The sequence below is a fragment of the Thermomonas sp. genome (assembly GCF_041905325.1).
Lineage (GTDB): Bacteria > Pseudomonadota > Gammaproteobacteria > Xanthomonadales > Xanthomonadaceae > Thermomonas.
In genome coordinates this window covers 1-15,257 of record NZ_JAYRLK010000006.1, presented here as the reverse complement: position 1 = coordinate 15,257, position 15,257 = coordinate 1, and the positions used below count along the sequence as shown (strand labels likewise).

The following is a 15,257-nucleotide window of genomic DNA, read 5'->3' as shown; positions in this document are numbered from 1 at the left end:
AGGCTTCGTGAACGATGGCGTGGTGAACGGCAGGAGGTGCCGGCAACGGCGGCGCTTGCAATGCCGCCCGAACTGCCATTAGAATGCGCGGCTCACACCCGTTCCACTTCCCAGAGTTTGCATCATGAAAGCCGGCATCCATCCCGAATACCGCGACGTCGTCTTCCAGGACGTGACCTCGGACTTCAAGATCCTGACCCGTTCCACCCTCGCCAGCAAGGAGACGGTGAAGTGGGAAGACGGTAACGAATATCCGTTGATCAAAGTGGAAGTTTCGTCGTCGTCGCACCCGTTCTACACCGGTCAGAACAAGCTGGTGGACACCAGCGGCCGCGTCGACAAGTTCCGCAAGCGCTACCAGAAGTAAGCGCCAGCCAGTTCGCATTTCGCCAGCGGCCGCCTTCGGGCGGCCGTTGTCTTTTGTGATTCACGCCCGCCGGATGCGACCTTGGTACGGGTTCGCGGGTGGGTGGCGTATGCGATAATTCCGGTTTCCCCATGCGCGGGCGCATGGCCGGTCGGCCGCGTCGCGCACCCCCACTGGAGCTGCGCCATGTCCGAGTTCGACCAGATCACCCTGACTGCAGGCGAAAAATCGTTCGCCCTGCCCGTGCTCAAGCCCACCCTGGGCCAGCCCTGCGTGGACATCGCCGCGCTGCCCAAGGAAACCGGTTGCTTCACCTTCGACCCCGGTTTCGGCGCGACCGCCAGCACCAGGAGCGCGATCACCTACATCGATGGCGATGCCGGCGTGCTGCTCTATCGCGGTTACCCGATCGAGCAGTTGGCGGAAAAATCCAGCTTCCTCGAAGTGGCGTACCTGTTGCTCAACGGCGAGTTGCCGGACAAGGCCGCCTTCGCCGCGTTCGAACACGACGTGTCGCACCACACCATGATGCACGAGTCGCTGAAGCACTTCTTCCGCGGCTTCCACCACGACGCGCACCCGATGGCGATGCTGGCCGCCTCGGTGGCCTCGTTGTCGGCGTTCTACCATGACGACCTGGACGTGGATGACCCCGGCGACCGCAAGATGGCCGCGGTCCGCCTGATCGCGAAGATGCCGACCATCGCCGCGGCGTGCTATCGCTATTCGATCGGCTGGCCGATGGGCTACCCGCGCAACAACCTCGAATACGTCGAGCGCTTCCTGCACATGATGTTCGAGGTGCCCAGCGAGCCGCTGCAAATGAACCCGGTGGCGGCCAAGGCGCTGGACCTGTTGTTCATCCTGCATGCCGACCACGAGCAGAATGCCTCCACCTCCACCGTGCGCCTGGTGGGCTCCACCGGTGCCAACCCGTATGCCTCCATCGCCGCCGGCATCACCGCGTTGTGGGGCCCCGCACACGGCGGCGCCAACGAGGCGGTGCTCAAGCAGCTGGAGGAAATCGGCTCGCCGGACAACGTGGCTTCCGCGGTGCTGCGCGCCAAGGACAAGAACGACAGCTTCCGCCTGATGGGTTTCGGCCATCGCGTGTACAAGAACTTCGACCCGCGCGCCAAGATCATCCGCGAGATGTGCCACAAGGTGCTGGCCGAGCTGGGCGTGAACGACCCGCTGCTGGACGTGGCGATGAAGCTGGAAGAGGCGGCGCTGAAGGACGATTACTTCGTCGAGCGCAAGCTGTATCCGAACGTCGATTTCTATTCCGGCATCATCTACAAGGCGCTGGGCATCCCCACCGAGATGTTCACCGTGATGTTCGCCATTGCCCGCACCGCCGGCTGGATCGCGCACTGGATCGAGCAGCACGAAACCCCCGGTGCGCGCATCGGTCGCCCGCGTCAGCTCTACACCGGCAGTGCCGTGCGCGATTACGTCGCGCTGGACCTGCGCTGACCTGCGCCTGGCCGCCGTTCCCGTTCAGCGCGGGACGGCGGCATGGGCGGCGATTTCCGCTTCGGCCAGCAGCGCCCGCAACTGCAGGGCAGAGGCGCGCGGCATCGGTCGTCCATCCACCCCGGACCGCGGGGCCTGGCGCAAGCCATCCAGCGGCAGCACGCTGGCATCGAAATCCAGTCCCTCCGCCTCGAACAGCCACACGGGGACTTCGCACGCACGCTCGTGATCCAGCCGCAGGTTCCGGCTGCGCGCGCGCGCCGGAATGCCGTGCTCGTCCAGCCAGCGCGACACCGCATCGGGGTCGTCGCAGTGCAGGTGCAGCGCCACCGGCGAGTGGGCATCGGCGGTGCCGTCCAGCACCGGCCCGACCAGGCGCGGCCGGAACGCATCGAAGAATGCCAGCGCCCGCAATGCCGCTTCACGTCGATGGCGCAAGGCATCCAGCCGGTCCTGGCCGCTGAACAGGCGCTGGTACTCGCGCAGCGCGTCCTCGATTTCACGATTGCGTGGCAGCGAGGCGTCATCGAAAATGCCCAGCCGTTGGGCGGCCTTGCGTTTGGCCAGGTGGAAGTCGCGCATGCCGCTTTCGGCGATCAGCCGCGCGGCCTCGTGGGCCAGCCGCTGGCGGCGCTCGCGGGTGCGGGTTTGCGCATGCAGGTGGGCGTGCGGGTGTGTCCCGGTCATGGCGATCCCCTCCGGCATGGGCCCTGGAGGGGACTGTAGCGAGTTGCTCAGAAGATGTCGAAGGACTCTTCGGTGGGCGGGGCCTCGGTGTCGGGCTCGGTCAGGGCCTCATCCTCCATCCGCTGCAAGTCTTCGGCCTTCACCCATTCCGCGATGCCGCCCTCGACGCCGGGCAGCAGGCGTCCGCCCGCGCTGACGCCGACCTTCACCATGCCGGCCGGAGGCTCGGGCAGCCGTTGCGGCTGGTCTTTCAGGGCCACCTGCATGTAGTTGATCCAGATCGGCAGCGCGGCCTTGCCGCCGTATTCGCGGTAACCCAGGGACTGGAAATCGTCCCGGCCCACCCAGACGGTGGTGACGAAAGCGCCGCCGAAGCCGGAGAACCAGGCGTCGCGGTGGTCGTTGGTGGAACCGGTCTTGCCGCCCACGTCGTCGCGGTTCAAGACCCGCGCGGCGGTGGCGGTGCCGCGCCGCACCACGTCCAGCATCATCGAGCGCAGCTGCCAGGCCACCCGTGGGTCCAATGCCAGCGGGGCGACCTTGGTGCCTTCGACGGGGGCGGCGGCGGTGGTCGGCTTCGAGGCCGGAAGCGCGGCCGCCGACGGGCCGGCGGTGGTGCCGGCGGGGCCGAGGTTGAAGCCGTCCACCTTGCCGGGCGGGCTGGTGGCCGTGGGTGCATTGCCACTGGGCACGCCGGCCGTGGCGCAACCGGGGCACGCCACCGCCGGGTTTTCCTTGAACAGCTCCTTGCCGTCGCGGTCGCGCACGCTGTCGATCACCCACGGCGTGGTCAGGAAGCCCCCGTTGGCGAAAGCGGTATAGCCGCGTGCCACCGAGATCGGGGCCAGCGAGGCGGTTCCCAGCGACATCGACAGGTTCGGCGGCAGGCTGGCTTCGTCGAAACCAAAATGACTGATGTAGCGGCGGGCGTAGTCCACCCCGATGGCGTCCAGCAGGCGCACCGACACCAGGTTGCGCGACTGCACCAGTGCTTCGCGCAGGCGCATCGGGCCGGCGAAGTTGCCGCTGTCGTTTTGCGGCCGCCATTCGTGGCCCTTGCGATCCTTGAACACCACCGGGGCATCCAGCACGATCGAGGCCGGGTTGAAGCCGCGTTCGAAGGCGGCGGCGTACAGGAACGGCTTGAAGCTGGAGCCGGGCTGGCGACGCGCCTGGGTGGCGCGGTTGAACTTGTTGCCGGCAAAACTGTAGCCGCCCACCAGTGCCCGCAGCGCGCCGTTGTCGGCGTCCAGCGACACCAGCGCCACCTGTGCCCGGGGGATCTGGTCGATTTCCCATTGCGCCGGTGCTTCCGGCGTGTCTTGCGGCAGCCGGCGCAGCCGTACCAGGTCGCCGCGCTGGGCCAGGGCGGCGGCCGGTTTCCCGGTCCAGGCCAGCGCCTTGCCGGCCAATTCCAGTGCGCTGCCGTCGGCCAGCACCACGCGCAGGCGGCCGCCGCCGTTGTCGGTCACCACCGCCGGCAGCAGCCCGCCTTGCGCGGGAATGGCGTGCAGCAGGCGACCGATGGCACGGTCGTCGGCACCGGCGGGAATCGGTGCCACTTGCTCCGGCTTGCGCCAGCCATGGCGGCGGTCGTACACGCGCAGGCCATCCACCACCGCGCGATCGGCGGCGGCTTGCAGGGTAGGGTCGATGGTGGTGGTGACGTGGTAGCCCTTGTTCAGCACGTCGCCGCCGTAGCGTTCCACCATTTGCTGGCGCACCATTTCCGCGACATACGGGGCGTATACCTCCACCTGGCGCTCGTGCGGCGCGGCGTGCATGGGCACCTTGCGTGCGGCCTCCATGTCGGCACGGGACACGAAGCCCAGTTCGGCCATGCGCGGCAGGATGTAGTTGTCGCGACGGATGCGGGCGCGCTCGGGGTTGCTGATCGGGTTGCCACTGGACGGGAACTTGGGGATGCCGGCCAGGGTGGCGGCCTCGTCCAGCGTGAGCTGGTCCAGGGTCTTGCCGTAGTAGTACTCGGCAGCGGCGGCCACGCCATAGGCGCGGTTGCCGAAGAAGCTCTTGTTCAGGTACAGGCCGAAGATTTCGTCCTTGCCAAGCTCGCGTTCCATCTTCATGGCCAGCAGCATTTCGGAAAATTTGCGGCGGAAGCTGTATTCGGAGCTGAGGAAGAACTGCTTGGCCACCTGCTGGGTGATGGTGGAGCCGCCGGCTACGCGCTCCTGCCCGCCGGTCTTGGCCAGCAGCCACACCGCGCGGGCGATGCCGGTGACATCGATGCCGTGGTGCTGGTAGAAATTGGCGTCCTCGGCCGCCAGGAACGCCAGCTTCACCCGCGGCGGTACCTTGCGGATATCCACCGGATAACGTCGCATTTCACCGAACAGGCCGATCAGGCGGCCGTCGCGGGCGTGCACGTACATGGGCTCCTGCAATTCGATGTGGCGCAGGCTCTGCACGTCCGGCAGGCGCGCGCTGACCACGTAGACCAGGGCGCCCAGCGCCACCGCACCCAGCAGGAACAATGCGGCGCTGGCCAGCAAGAACCAGCGCATCAGGCGGAAAAGACGGGGCATTGGCACAAATTCCGTTTGCTTCGAACGTGGTCTCGGAGTATAGATTACGCGCTGGCATCAGCCGGCCCACGGGGGTGGCCGGCCTGCATCGACCTTTGCGTTGATGGGGCCGAGCGGGACGGATTGCGGGGTTTTGGGTGGCAAATCGCCTTCGATGGCTTGCCATGCGGTAAAAAGTCCGTTATTCATGTAGTACTGCACAAGGTGCGCGTAAGCGCCCGTGGGAAGGGGAGATACCGTGGGTCTGGGGACAAAGACACAAACGCCGTTGATCGGCGTCGATATCAGTTCGACCGCAGTCAAGCTGCTGCAGCTTGCGCGGACGGGCGACCGCTACCGCGTCGAGCATTACGCGGTGGAGCCGTTGCCGCCGAACGCCGTGGTCGAGAAAAACCTGGTCGAGGTCGAGGCGGTGGGTGAAGCCATCCGCCGCGCCGTGGCCCGTTCCGGCACGCGGGTCAAGCAGGCCGCTGCAGCGGTGTCCGGCTCGTCGGTGATCACCAAGCTGATCACCATGCCGGCCACGCTGGACGAGGACGAACTGGAATCACAGATCGAACTCGAGGCGGTCAACTACATCCCGTACCCGGTCGAAGAGGTCAACCTCGACTTCGAGGTGCTCGGGACCGTGCCGGGCAACAGCGAGATGGTGCAGGTGCTGCTGGCGGCCTCGCGTTCGGAGAACGTCGAGGTCCGGGCGTCCGCGCTGGAGCTGGGGGGGCTGACCGCCAAGGTCATCGACGTGGAGGCTTTCTGCATCGAAAACGCCTTCACCCTGATCGCGCCCACCCTGAACGTGCCGCGCGACGGCTTGGTGGCCCTGGTGGATGTGGGAGCCACCATGACCACCCTGAACGTGCTTCGCGGCGGCCGCAGCATCTATACCCGCGAGAATGTGTTCGGCGGCAAGCAGCTCACCGACGAGGTGATGCGCCGCTACAGCCTGAGCTACGAGGAAGCCGGCCTGGCCAAGCGTCAGGGCGGGCTGCCGGAGAGCTACGAGATCGAGGTGCTGGACCCGTTCAAGGAAGCGATGGTGCAGCAGGTCAGCCGCCTGTTGCAGTTCTTCTACGCCGGCAGTGAGTTCAACCGCGTCGACCAAGTGGTGCTGGCCGGTGGCTGCGCATCGATTCCGGGTATCGCGGCGATGGTGGAAGAGCAGCTTGGCATTCCCAGCGTGATGGCCAACCCCTTGGCGCAAATGACCCTGGGCCCGCGTGTCCAGGCACACGCGTTGGCGCAGGATGCACCGGCACTTCTGATCGCCTGCGGGCTCGCACTGAGGAGCTTCGACTGATGGCACGGATCAATCTCCTCCCCTGGCGTGAGGAACGCCGGAAGGCGCGGCAGAAGGAGTTCATCGGGATGTTGGGGCTGGCAGTGCTTGCCGGCATCCTGCTGTCCATCCTGATCTACAGCTTCTACAGCGGTCGCATCGCCAGCCAGAACTCGCGCAATGAATTCCTGCGTGGCGAGATCACCAAGGTCGATGGCCAGATCAAGGAAATCGAGGCGCTGGACCAGAAGAAGAGCAAGCTGCTGGCGCGCAAGGAAGTCATCGAGCAATTGCAGGCCAACCGCTCGCAGATGGTGCATCTGTTCGACTCGCTGGTGCGCACCATTCCCGATGGGGTGGCGCTGACCGCGATCAAGCAGGAGGGTGACATCCTCACCCTGACGGGTCGTTCGCAGTCCAATGCCCGCGTGTCCACCTACATGCGCAATCTGGAAAGCTCGGGCTGGATGACCAACCCTGATTTGAACGTGATCGAGGCCAAGGACGGCAATCCGGGCTTGCCCTACGAGTTCAACCTGAAGGTCAAGCTGGCGGATCCCAGCGCCCCGAAGGATGGGGATGCCCCGGCTGCGGCTGCCGCCGCTCCCGCGGCTGCCCCGGCAGCGGCGATGCCGGCTCCGGCGGCTGCGCCGGCTCCTGCATCCGCGCCGGCTCCTGCGCCCGCTGCTGGAGGTAAAGCCTCGTGAACAACAAGAAGAAACTCAATCTCCGCGAACTGGATATCAACAACATCGGCGGCTGGCCGAAGGAAGCGCAGTTGGGCTTCTGTGGGCTGGTGGCATTGCTGATCGTGGTGGTGGCATGGTTCGTGGCGGTCAATGGCAAGCGCGACGAGCTCAAGGGCCTGGAAGCGCAGGAAAACGACCTGCGCACCGAGTTCGAGACCAAGCAGGGCCGTGCCGCCAACCTCGAGCCGCTCAAGCAACAGCTGGCGCAGATGGAGCAGCAGTTGCAGCAGATGCTGCGCCAGCTGCCCAGCAAGACCGAGATGCCCGACCTGATCGTGGACATCTCGCAGACTGCGCTGGCCACCGGCATCCAGAACGACCTGTTCCAGCCCGGTCCCGAGGCCAAGCAGGAGTTCTACGCCGAGAAACCGATCATGTTGCGGATGGTGGGCACCTACCACCAGTTCGGCGCCTTCGTCAGCGGCGTGGCCTCGCTGCCGCGCGTGGTCATCATGACCATGCACGACATCTCGCTGCAGCCGAAGAAGACCAAGGACAACCCCAACGCCCGCATCGGCCCCAACAGCGCCCTGGAGCTGGCCGGGACGGTCAAGACTTATCGCTATCTGGATGAAGAGGAGTCGGCGCAATCCGACACCCCCGCCAAGAAGGAGGGCAAGTGACCATGCGCATGTCATCGCTCAGCCGCCTGCCCGGTCTGCTTCTGTTGCTGCTGCTCTGTGCCGCTCTTTCGGCCTGTGGTGGCAGCCGCGGCGACCTTGAAAAATGGGTGGCGGAAGTCAAGGCCAAGCCGGCCCCGGCGCTGCAACCCTTGCCGGTGATGAAGCAATTCGAGACATTCGAATACACCGCCCAGAGTTTGCGCGACCCGTTCGACCAGGCCTTTACCGGCGATGGTGGCAACGGCCCGCGCCCCGATCCCAACCGGCCGAAGCAGACGCTGGAAATGTTTCCGCTGGACAGCATGAAGATGGTGGGTTCGCTGGGTAGCGGCAAAGGCTTGGTGGCACTGGTGATGGCACCCGACAAGGTGACTTACCGCGTGCAGCCCGGCAATTACATGGGGCAAAGCGACGGTCGCGTGACCGCCGTATACGAAGACCGGGTCGAACTCGTCGAACTGGTTCCTGATGGCGCTGGCGGCTGGCTGGAACGCCCCGCCAAGATGACGCTCGAAGACAATTGATTGGGGAATAGACCGATGACCCTCACCAAAGCCAAGCACATGCAGCCTGCCCGGCGTCCCTTGCCCCTCGGGGCGCTCGCCGCGGGACTCGCGGTGGGCCTCTACGCCACCGGCGCGAGTGCATTCCCGGCAACCGTGGTCGCGGCCGGCATGGGCCAGTCCGCCACCGGGGCCATGGCCGATCCGGCCAAGCGCACCCCGGACGCAGTGACCGTGTCCGCGATCGACTTCAAGCGCGGCGACGGCGGCTCCGGCAAGCTGATCCTGCGTTTCTCCGGCAACGGGGCGGCCCCCGACCTGCGCACCAACGGCAGCAACGTGGTCGTGGACATCGGCAACGCGCAATTGCCGGCAGCCCTGCAGCGACCGATCAACGTCACCGATTTCGCCACGCCCGTGCAGCGGATCGATGCCCGCTCCACCAGCAGCGGTGCACAGCTGGTGCTGGCCACGCAGGGGGCGTTCGAATCGCTGGCCTACCAGACCGGCAATGAATACATCGTCGAACTGGTGCCGCGTGCCACCCCGGCGGTGGCGGCCAACAAGACCGCTGCTCCGGCCATGGGTGCTGCGGCAACCGCCGCATCCGCGAGCAACGCCAGCGTGCGCTACAGCGGCAAGGCGGTGACCTTCAACTTCCAGGACGTGCCGGTGCGCACCGTCCTGCAGCTGATCGCCGAAGAATCCAACCTCAACATCGTGGCCGCCGACAGCGTGCAGGGCAACGTCACCCTGCGGCTGGTCAACGTGCCGTGGGACCAGGCATTGGATCTGGTGCTGCAAGCCAAGTCGCTGGACAAGCGCCGCAACGGCAATGTGGTTTGGGTGGCCCCGCAGAAGGAAATCGCCGACTTCGAACAGGCCAAGGAAGATGCCCGCATCAACCTTGAGGAACGCGCCGAAAAAGTCACCGAGTACATCCCGGTCAACTACGCCAACGCCGAGGACATTGCCCGCCTGCTCACCGACGAAAGCAAGGGCAACCAGCAAGGCGGCGGGCAACAGCAGGGCCAGAACGCGCAGGATCGCGGTTTCCTGTCCGGGCGCGGCAGCATCAGCTTCGACAAGCGCACCAATACCCTGCTGGTGATCGACATCCCGCAGCGCGTGGCCAACATCAAGGGCCTGGTGCAGCAGCTCGACAAGCCGGTGGACCAGGTGGTGATCGAGGCCCGCATCGTGATCGCCAACGAAACCGTGGCCCGCGAGCTGGGTGCGAAGTTCGGCATCAACGGTGTCGGCAACAACGGCAAGGTGTATTACGGCAACAGCGTCAGCAACAACATCGCGACGCAGAACTCGCTCGCCAACGCCGCCGTGCAAAATTCCACCGTGCCGCCGCCGACCACGCCCGTGTTGCCGACGCTCTATCGCGGCATGAACTGGAACATGCCCGCCGTGTTGCAGAATCCGGGTGGCTCGCTGGCGCTGTCCATCCTCAATGCCGGCTACGCGCTCGACGTCGAACTGTCGGCGATCCAGGAGCAGGGCCGTGGCGAGGTGATCTCCAACCCGCGCATCGTCACCAGCAACCAGAAGGAAGCGGTGATCCGGCAGGGCAAGGAAATCGGCTACCTCACCGTCTCCGGTGGCCAGGGCGGCAATGTGCCGACCGTGCAGTTCAAGGAAGCCCTGTTGGAGCTGAAAGTCACGCCCACCATCACCAACGATGGCCGCGTGTTCCTGAACATGGGCGTGAAGAAGGACGAGCTGGACGGTTTCATCAGTCTGGGTAGCTTCGGCGAAGTGCCGCAGATCGCCCGCCGCGAGGTCAATACCGCGGTGCTGGTGGAAGATGGCCAGACCGTGGTGATCGGTGGCGTGTACGAGTTCAGTGACCGCACCGACATCTCCAAGGTGCCGTTCCTGGGCGACATCCCGATCGTGGGCAACCTGTTCCGCAACAAGAGCCGCAGCAAGAGCAAGGCCGAGTTGCTGATTTTCGTGACCCCCAAGGTGATGCGCGTGACCCAGCGCTGAGCGGGGCAGTCGCAGCAGGAACGAAGACGGGAGCCACGCGGCTCCCGTTTTCATTTGCGGCACGGCGTCCGGGGTTGGACCGCGCGTGCGAACCTTCACGCCTGGCGCAGGTCGAATGCGCGTCAACCGGAGTTCTGGACATGGAAACAGCTGCGGCCGGCAGCCCCCGCTTGCATGATGTCTTCCACGGTCTGCGCGAAGACCTCGCGCGGGAGATCGTGGGCCAGCGCGATTTTGTCGAGCGCCTGCTGATCGCCCTGCTGGCCGATGGCCACCTGCTGGTGGAAGGCGCGCCGGGACTGGCCAAGACCACCGCCATCCGGGCGCTGGCCGCGCGTCTCGAGGCCGATTTTGCCCGCGTGCAGTTCACCCCCGACCTGTTGCCGGCCGATCTGACCGGTACCGAGGTCTGGCGCCCGCAGGAGGGACGCTTCGAATTCCAGCCCGGGCCGATTTTCCATTCCCTGCTGCTGGCCGACGAAATCAATCGCGCGCCGGCCAAGGTGCAATCGGCGCTGCTGGAGGCGATGGGTGAGCGGCAGGTGACGGTGGGCCGGCAGACTTGGCCACTGCCGGCACTGTTCCTGGTGATGGCCACCCAGAATCCGATCGAGCAGGAAGGCACCTACCCGCTGCCGGAGGCGCAACTGGACCGCTTCCTGATGCATGTGCGGGTGGACTATCCGCAGGCCGATGCCGAGCTCGAGATCCTGCGGTTGGTGCGCGAGCGCGCGCGCGAGGCATTGCGTCCCACCCCCGGAGCCACCCCCGGCATCACCCAGGCCGACGTGTTCGCTGCCCGTCGGGAGGTGCTGGAGCTGCACGTGGCACCCGCATTGGAACGCTATCTTGTCGAACTGGTGCTGGCATCGCGCACGCCGGCACGTTACGAACAGGCGCTGGCGCGACGCATCGCCTGGGGGGCCAGCCCGCGCGGCTCGATTGCGTTGGAACGCTGCGCGCGTGCGCGAGCCTGGCTGGATGGGCGCGATTTCGTCACCCCCGACGATGTGCGCGCGGTGGCGCCGGACGTGCTGCGCCATCGCGTGCTGCCCAGTTTCGAGGCGACCGCCGAAGGATGGGATGGCGGGCGCCTGGTCGACGAACTGCTGCGGCTGGTGCCGCTGCCGTAACGGGGCTGCCGTGAAGGGTGTGCCCGGCCATGCCGAACCCGCGATGGTCGCCCAACCGGCGGCGTCGGCAGGGGTGGCCCCCACGCTGGAGGCGTTGATCGCGCTGCGGGCGTTGGCCGGTGCGCGCCACCCGGTCGGGCGTGGGCTGGTGGGAATGCATGGTGCCGCCGCATCCAGCCTGCGCGGGCGCGGCATGGAGTATGCAGAGTCGCGCGAGTATGCCGCCGGCGACGATGCCCGCCATATCGATTGGCGGCTGACCGCGCGCAGCGGCAAGCCACATACCAAGCTGTTCCAGGCCGAGCGCGAACGGCTCACGCTGGTGGTGGCCGATACCGCGCCGGTGCTGTACTTCGGCACCCGGGTGCGGTTCAAGTCGGTGCAGGCCGCGCGGGTCGGGGCGGTGATGGCCTGGTTGGCGGCGCGTGATGGCGACCGCATCGCGGCGTTGCGAGGCAGCTTGCGGGAGGGGCCGTTGCCGCCGCTGGCAGGTACCCGTGGCGCGTTGCGCGTGCTGGACACCCTGGTGCGCTGGTACACACGCCCGCCGGAAGAAGACGCCGGGCTGGTCACGGCACTGACGCACGCATTGCGCGTGGCGGGTGCCGGTACGCGGGTATGCGTGCTCGCCGATCCCGCCAGCGTGCTGGCGGTGGCGGACGCGCAATGGGCCGCGCTGGGGCGGCGTCACCGGGTGCACGCGGTGCTGCTGACCGATCCGCTGGAATGCGAGCCACCGGCCATCACGCTGCCATTGGCCGTCGCCGGCGGACGGCTGGACGTGCCGCTGGCCACCGCCCGCGTGCGGCAACGCTGGCTGCAGGTATTCGCGGGCACGCGCGATGCCGCGTTGGACATGCTGCGGCGGCATGGCATTCACGGCATGGTGGTATCCAGCGAGGCGGGCGGCGAAGACTGGTGGCGCGCATTGGCAACGCCGCGTCGAGGCGGTGCGCGATGAGGCCGCCGGCACTGCCCTTGCTGCCCTTGAAGGATGTGCATCCGGGACCCGCGCCCGGCTGGTGGCCGCCGGCTCCCGGCTGGTGGTGGCTGGCGGGCGTGACGGTCTTGCTGACCGTGCTGGCCGTGCTGGCGCTGGGCCGGACATGGCGGCGGCGTCGCCAACGGCGTGCGTGGCTGGCGGCCTTCGATGCGGCGGTGGCGGGTGCGGCGTCGCCGCCGGAGCAAGTCGCGGTGCTGTCGGAATGGCTGCGGCGGGCGGCACGGCGCATTGACCCGCACTCCGATCACCTGCAGGGGGATGCCTGGCTGCACTTCCTGGATGCGGGCCTGCCGGCCCCCGTGTTCGTGCGGGGCCCGGGCGCATTGTTGCGCGACGGTGCGTTCCGGCCGGCACTCGATGCGGCGGCGGTGGCCGCGCTGCGGGACGTGGCGCGGCAGCGCTTCCAGTCATGGATGCGCGACGCATGAGTGCGCTGGGCACTTGGCTGGGGGTCGATGGCTTTGCCTGGCCGTGGTTGCTGCTGGCGCTGCCCTTGCCGTGGATGATGCAGTGGCTGCGGCCAGTGCCGACAGGACCGGGCAATGCGTTGCGTACGCCGTGGGCGGCCCGCGTGCAGGCGGTGCTGGGCAGTGGCGAAGGACGCCCGTCGGCGCGTGCGTTTCCGTGGCTGGGTGGGCTGGCCTGGTGCCTGCTGTGCGTGGCGGCGGCGCGGCCGCAGCAGTGGGGGCCGCCGCTGGCAACCACGCAGGTGGGGCGCGACCTGATGCTGGCGGTGGACTTGTCGGCCAGCATGGGGGAGGACGACATGGCATTGGGCGGCAGCCCGGTGGATCGATTGACGGCGGCGAAGGCGGTGCTGGCGGACTTCCTCGATCGTCGCGCCGGTGATCGCGTCGGCTTGATCGTGTTCGGTGACCGCGCGTTCGCGCTCACGCCGTTGACGCTGGATCGCGACAGCGTGCGCCAGCAGTTGGCGGCCACCGAAGTGGGGCTGGCCGGGCGGGCCACTGCCCTGGGCGATGCGATCGCATTGGCGGTCAAGCGTTTGCAGCGGCAGCCGGCCAGCCAGCGGGTGCTGGTGTTGTTGACCGACGGCGTGAACACGGCCGGCGCGCTGGAACCGGACAAGGCGGCGCAGATTGCCCACGATGCCGGCGTGCGCATCCATGCCATCGCCTTCGGCGGCGACGGCAGCACCGCGTCCGTGTTTGGTTTCAGGCTGCCGCTGGGGGGCGGCGACGAGGTGGATGAAGCGGGCTTGCAACGCATCGCACAAGCCACCGGCGGGCGCTTCTTCCGGGCCCGGGATACCGCATCGCTGGTGGGGATCTATGCCGAGATCGACAGGCTGGAACCGGTTCGCCGGTTGGGCCCGCGCGTGCGGCCACGGATGGAGCGCTATCCCTGGCCGCTGGGGCTGGCCGTGCTGCTGGGGGTTCTGGCGGCAAGCGGGCGGCGGCGCGAGGCATGGCGATGAGCGTGCTCGCCGGTTTGCATGTCCTGCGGCCCGGGTGGCTGCTGGCATTGCCGATGGTGCCGCTGCTGGCGTTCTGGCTGCGCCGGCAGGTGCGGCGGCGCGAGCGTTGGCGGCTGGCGGTGGATGCGCACCTGCTGCCGCACCTGCTGGAAACCGGCGCTGCCGCAGGCGGCGGGGCACGGGTCCGGTGGCTGGCGTTGGCGGCCCTGCTGCTGGCCTTGCTGGCATTGGCGGGGCCGGCCTGGCGGCACGAACGGCCACCAGCCTGGCAGGCACGGCAACCACTGGTGATCGCACTGGACCTGTCCTCCGCCACGTTGGCGCGCGACCTGCCGCCCACCCGGCTGGCCCAGGCGCGGGCCAAACTGGCTGCGTTGCTGGGCGCACGGACGGGCGGGCAGGTGGCGTTGGTGGCGTTCGCGGAGGATGCCTACACGGTCGCACCGTTGAGTGAGGATGCGGCCAACGTGGCGCTGTTCCTCGATGCCGTGGCACCCGACGTGATGCCGGCGGACGGCTGGCATGCCGATCGTGCCATTGCCTGGTCACAGCGGCTGCTGCGGCAGGCGGGGGCAACGCAGGGGCAGATCCTGCTGCTGACCGATCATGCGGATGCCGCGGCACTGGCGGCGGCGGCACAGGCCGCGGCGGCCGGCGACCGGGTGTCGGTTCTGGGGCTGGGCAGCGCGCGTGGCGGGGTGTATTCCAGCCCGACCGGGCTGCGGCAGGCACGGCTGGAAAGCGCATCGTTGCAGGCGCTGGCGGCGGCCGGTGGCGGGCGTTACCAGCCGATCACTGCCGATCTGGCGGATGTGCGCGCGCTGGGGGTGCTGGACGCCCGCGCCGGGAATACCGGCACCGCCCCCGGGCATGGCGGGGAGCGCTGGCGTGACGAAGGCTATTGGCTGCTGCCATTGGCCCTGCTGTGCCTGTTGCCGGCATTCCGGCGTGGCCAATCGATCCTGCTGTTGTCGTGCGTGTTGTGGTGGTCGCCGATGCCGGCCCAGGCGCAAGCGGCGGCGGACATCCGTGGCAGCCTGTGGCAGCGCGCGGACCAGCAGGCCTACGCGCGTCAGCAGCAAGGCATCGACGCGTATCGGCGCAAGGACTATGCCCGGGCGATCACGCAGTTCTCCCGCCTGCCCGGTGCCGAGGCACAGTACAACCTCGGCAATGCACTGGCGCAGGCCGGGCGCTACGCAGAGGCCATGGCCGCCTATGACCGTGCGCTGCGGTTGCAACCGGGGCTGGCCGATGCCGCCTACAACCGGCAGGTGGTGGACAAGGTGCGCCAGCAGCAGCGCCCACCCCGGAACAACCAGCAGAACCAGCAGCAGAACCAGCAGCAGAACCAGCAGCAGAACCAGCAGCAGAACCAGCAGCAGAACCAGCAGCAGAACCAGCAGCAGAACCAGCAGCAGAACCAGCAGCAGAACCAGCAGCAGAACCAGCAGC

The 15,257-nt window shown here is 67.5% G+C and carries 14 protein-coding genes; 12 read left to right on the top strand and 2 right to left on the bottom strand.

Annotated features, from left to right (window positions below; translation table 11 throughout):
* Window positions 1-124 precede the first annotated feature (124 nt).
* A complete protein-coding gene (locus ACE3OK_RS08090; RefSeq protein ID WP_374249031.1) occupies window positions 125-367 on the top strand; it encodes a type B 50S ribosomal protein L31 in 243 nt (80 codons plus the stop codon).
* Between the two features lie 186 nt (window positions 368-553).
* Window positions 554-1,843, top strand: a complete 1,290-nt coding sequence (locus ACE3OK_RS08085) for a citrate synthase (RefSeq protein ID WP_374249030.1) — start codon at window positions 554-556, stop codon at window positions 1,841-1,843.
* 24 nt (window positions 1,844-1,867) lie between these two features.
* Here the strand turns inward: ACE3OK_RS08085 and ACE3OK_RS08080 are convergent, their stop codons facing one another.
* Window positions 1,868-2,530: a hypothetical protein gene (locus ACE3OK_RS08080; RefSeq protein WP_374249029.1), complete on the bottom strand. Its 663-nt coding sequence runs from the start codon at window positions 2,528-2,530 to the stop codon at window positions 1,868-1,870.
* Between the two features lie 47 nt (window positions 2,531-2,577).
* The gene (locus ACE3OK_RS08075) at window positions 2,578-5,076 is read right to left on the bottom strand and encodes a penicillin-binding protein 1A (protein WP_374249028.1); all 2,499 of its coding nucleotides are present in this window, start codon (window positions 5,074-5,076) and stop codon (window positions 2,578-2,580) included.
* Window positions 5,077-5,314: 238 nt separating this feature from the next.
* On the opposite strand from ACE3OK_RS08075, the gene ACE3OK_RS08070 reads away from it, so the two are divergent.
* The 10 genes from ACE3OK_RS08070 to ACE3OK_RS08025 all read left to right on the top strand — a co-directional run.
* On the top strand, window positions 5,315-6,373 hold the full coding sequence (locus ACE3OK_RS08070) for a pilus assembly protein PilM (RefSeq protein ID WP_374249027.1): 1,059 nt from the start codon (window positions 5,315-5,317) through the stop codon (window positions 6,371-6,373).
* Complete coding sequence (locus ACE3OK_RS08065; RefSeq protein WP_374249026.1) at window positions 6,373-7,059, top strand: PilN domain-containing protein; 687 nt, start codon at window positions 6,373-6,375, stop codon at window positions 7,057-7,059. The genes ACE3OK_RS08070 and ACE3OK_RS08065 overlap by 1 nt, the downstream gene beginning before the upstream one ends.
* Window positions 7,056-7,724, top strand: coding sequence for a type 4a pilus biogenesis protein PilO (locus ACE3OK_RS08060; protein WP_374249025.1), 669 nt, complete (start codon window positions 7,056-7,058; stop codon window positions 7,722-7,724). Before ACE3OK_RS08065 ends, ACE3OK_RS08060 begins: the two co-directional genes overlap by 4 nt.
* Window positions 7,725-7,732: 8 nt before the next feature.
* Window positions 7,733-8,248: a pilus assembly protein PilP gene (locus ACE3OK_RS08055; RefSeq protein ID WP_374249024.1), complete on the top strand. Its 516-nt coding sequence runs from the start codon at window positions 7,733-7,735 to the stop codon at window positions 8,246-8,248.
* Between the two features lie 15 nt (window positions 8,249-8,263).
* A complete protein-coding gene (locus ACE3OK_RS08050) occupies window positions 8,264-10,228 on the top strand; it encodes a type IV pilus secretin PilQ (RefSeq protein WP_374249023.1) in 1,965 nt (654 codons plus the stop codon).
* Between the two features lie 140 nt (window positions 10,229-10,368).
* Window positions 10,369-11,361 (top strand): AAA family ATPase, encoded by a 993-nt coding sequence (locus ACE3OK_RS08045; RefSeq protein WP_374249022.1) that lies wholly within the window; start codon window positions 10,369-10,371, stop codon window positions 11,359-11,361.
* 43 nt (window positions 11,362-11,404) lie between these two features.
* Window positions 11,405-12,322: a DUF58 domain-containing protein gene (locus tag ACE3OK_RS08040; RefSeq protein ID WP_374249233.1), complete on the top strand. Its 918-nt coding sequence runs from the start codon at window positions 11,405-11,407 to the stop codon at window positions 12,320-12,322.
* On the top strand, window positions 12,319-12,792 hold the full coding sequence (locus tag ACE3OK_RS08035) for a DUF4381 family protein (protein ID WP_374249021.1): 474 nt from the start codon (window positions 12,319-12,321) through the stop codon (window positions 12,790-12,792). Before ACE3OK_RS08040 ends, ACE3OK_RS08035 begins: the two co-directional genes overlap by 4 nt.
* Window positions 12,789-13,802 (top strand): VWA domain-containing protein, encoded by a 1,014-nt coding sequence (locus ACE3OK_RS08030; protein ID WP_374249020.1) that lies wholly within the window; start codon window positions 12,789-12,791, stop codon window positions 13,800-13,802. The genes ACE3OK_RS08035 and ACE3OK_RS08030 overlap by 4 nt, the downstream gene beginning before the upstream one ends.
* Window positions 13,799-15,257, top strand: a 1,459-nt coding sequence (locus ACE3OK_RS08025) for a VWA domain-containing protein (RefSeq protein WP_374249019.1), incomplete at its 3' end; no start/stop codon positions are given. The genes ACE3OK_RS08030 and ACE3OK_RS08025, both read left to right, overlap by 4 nt.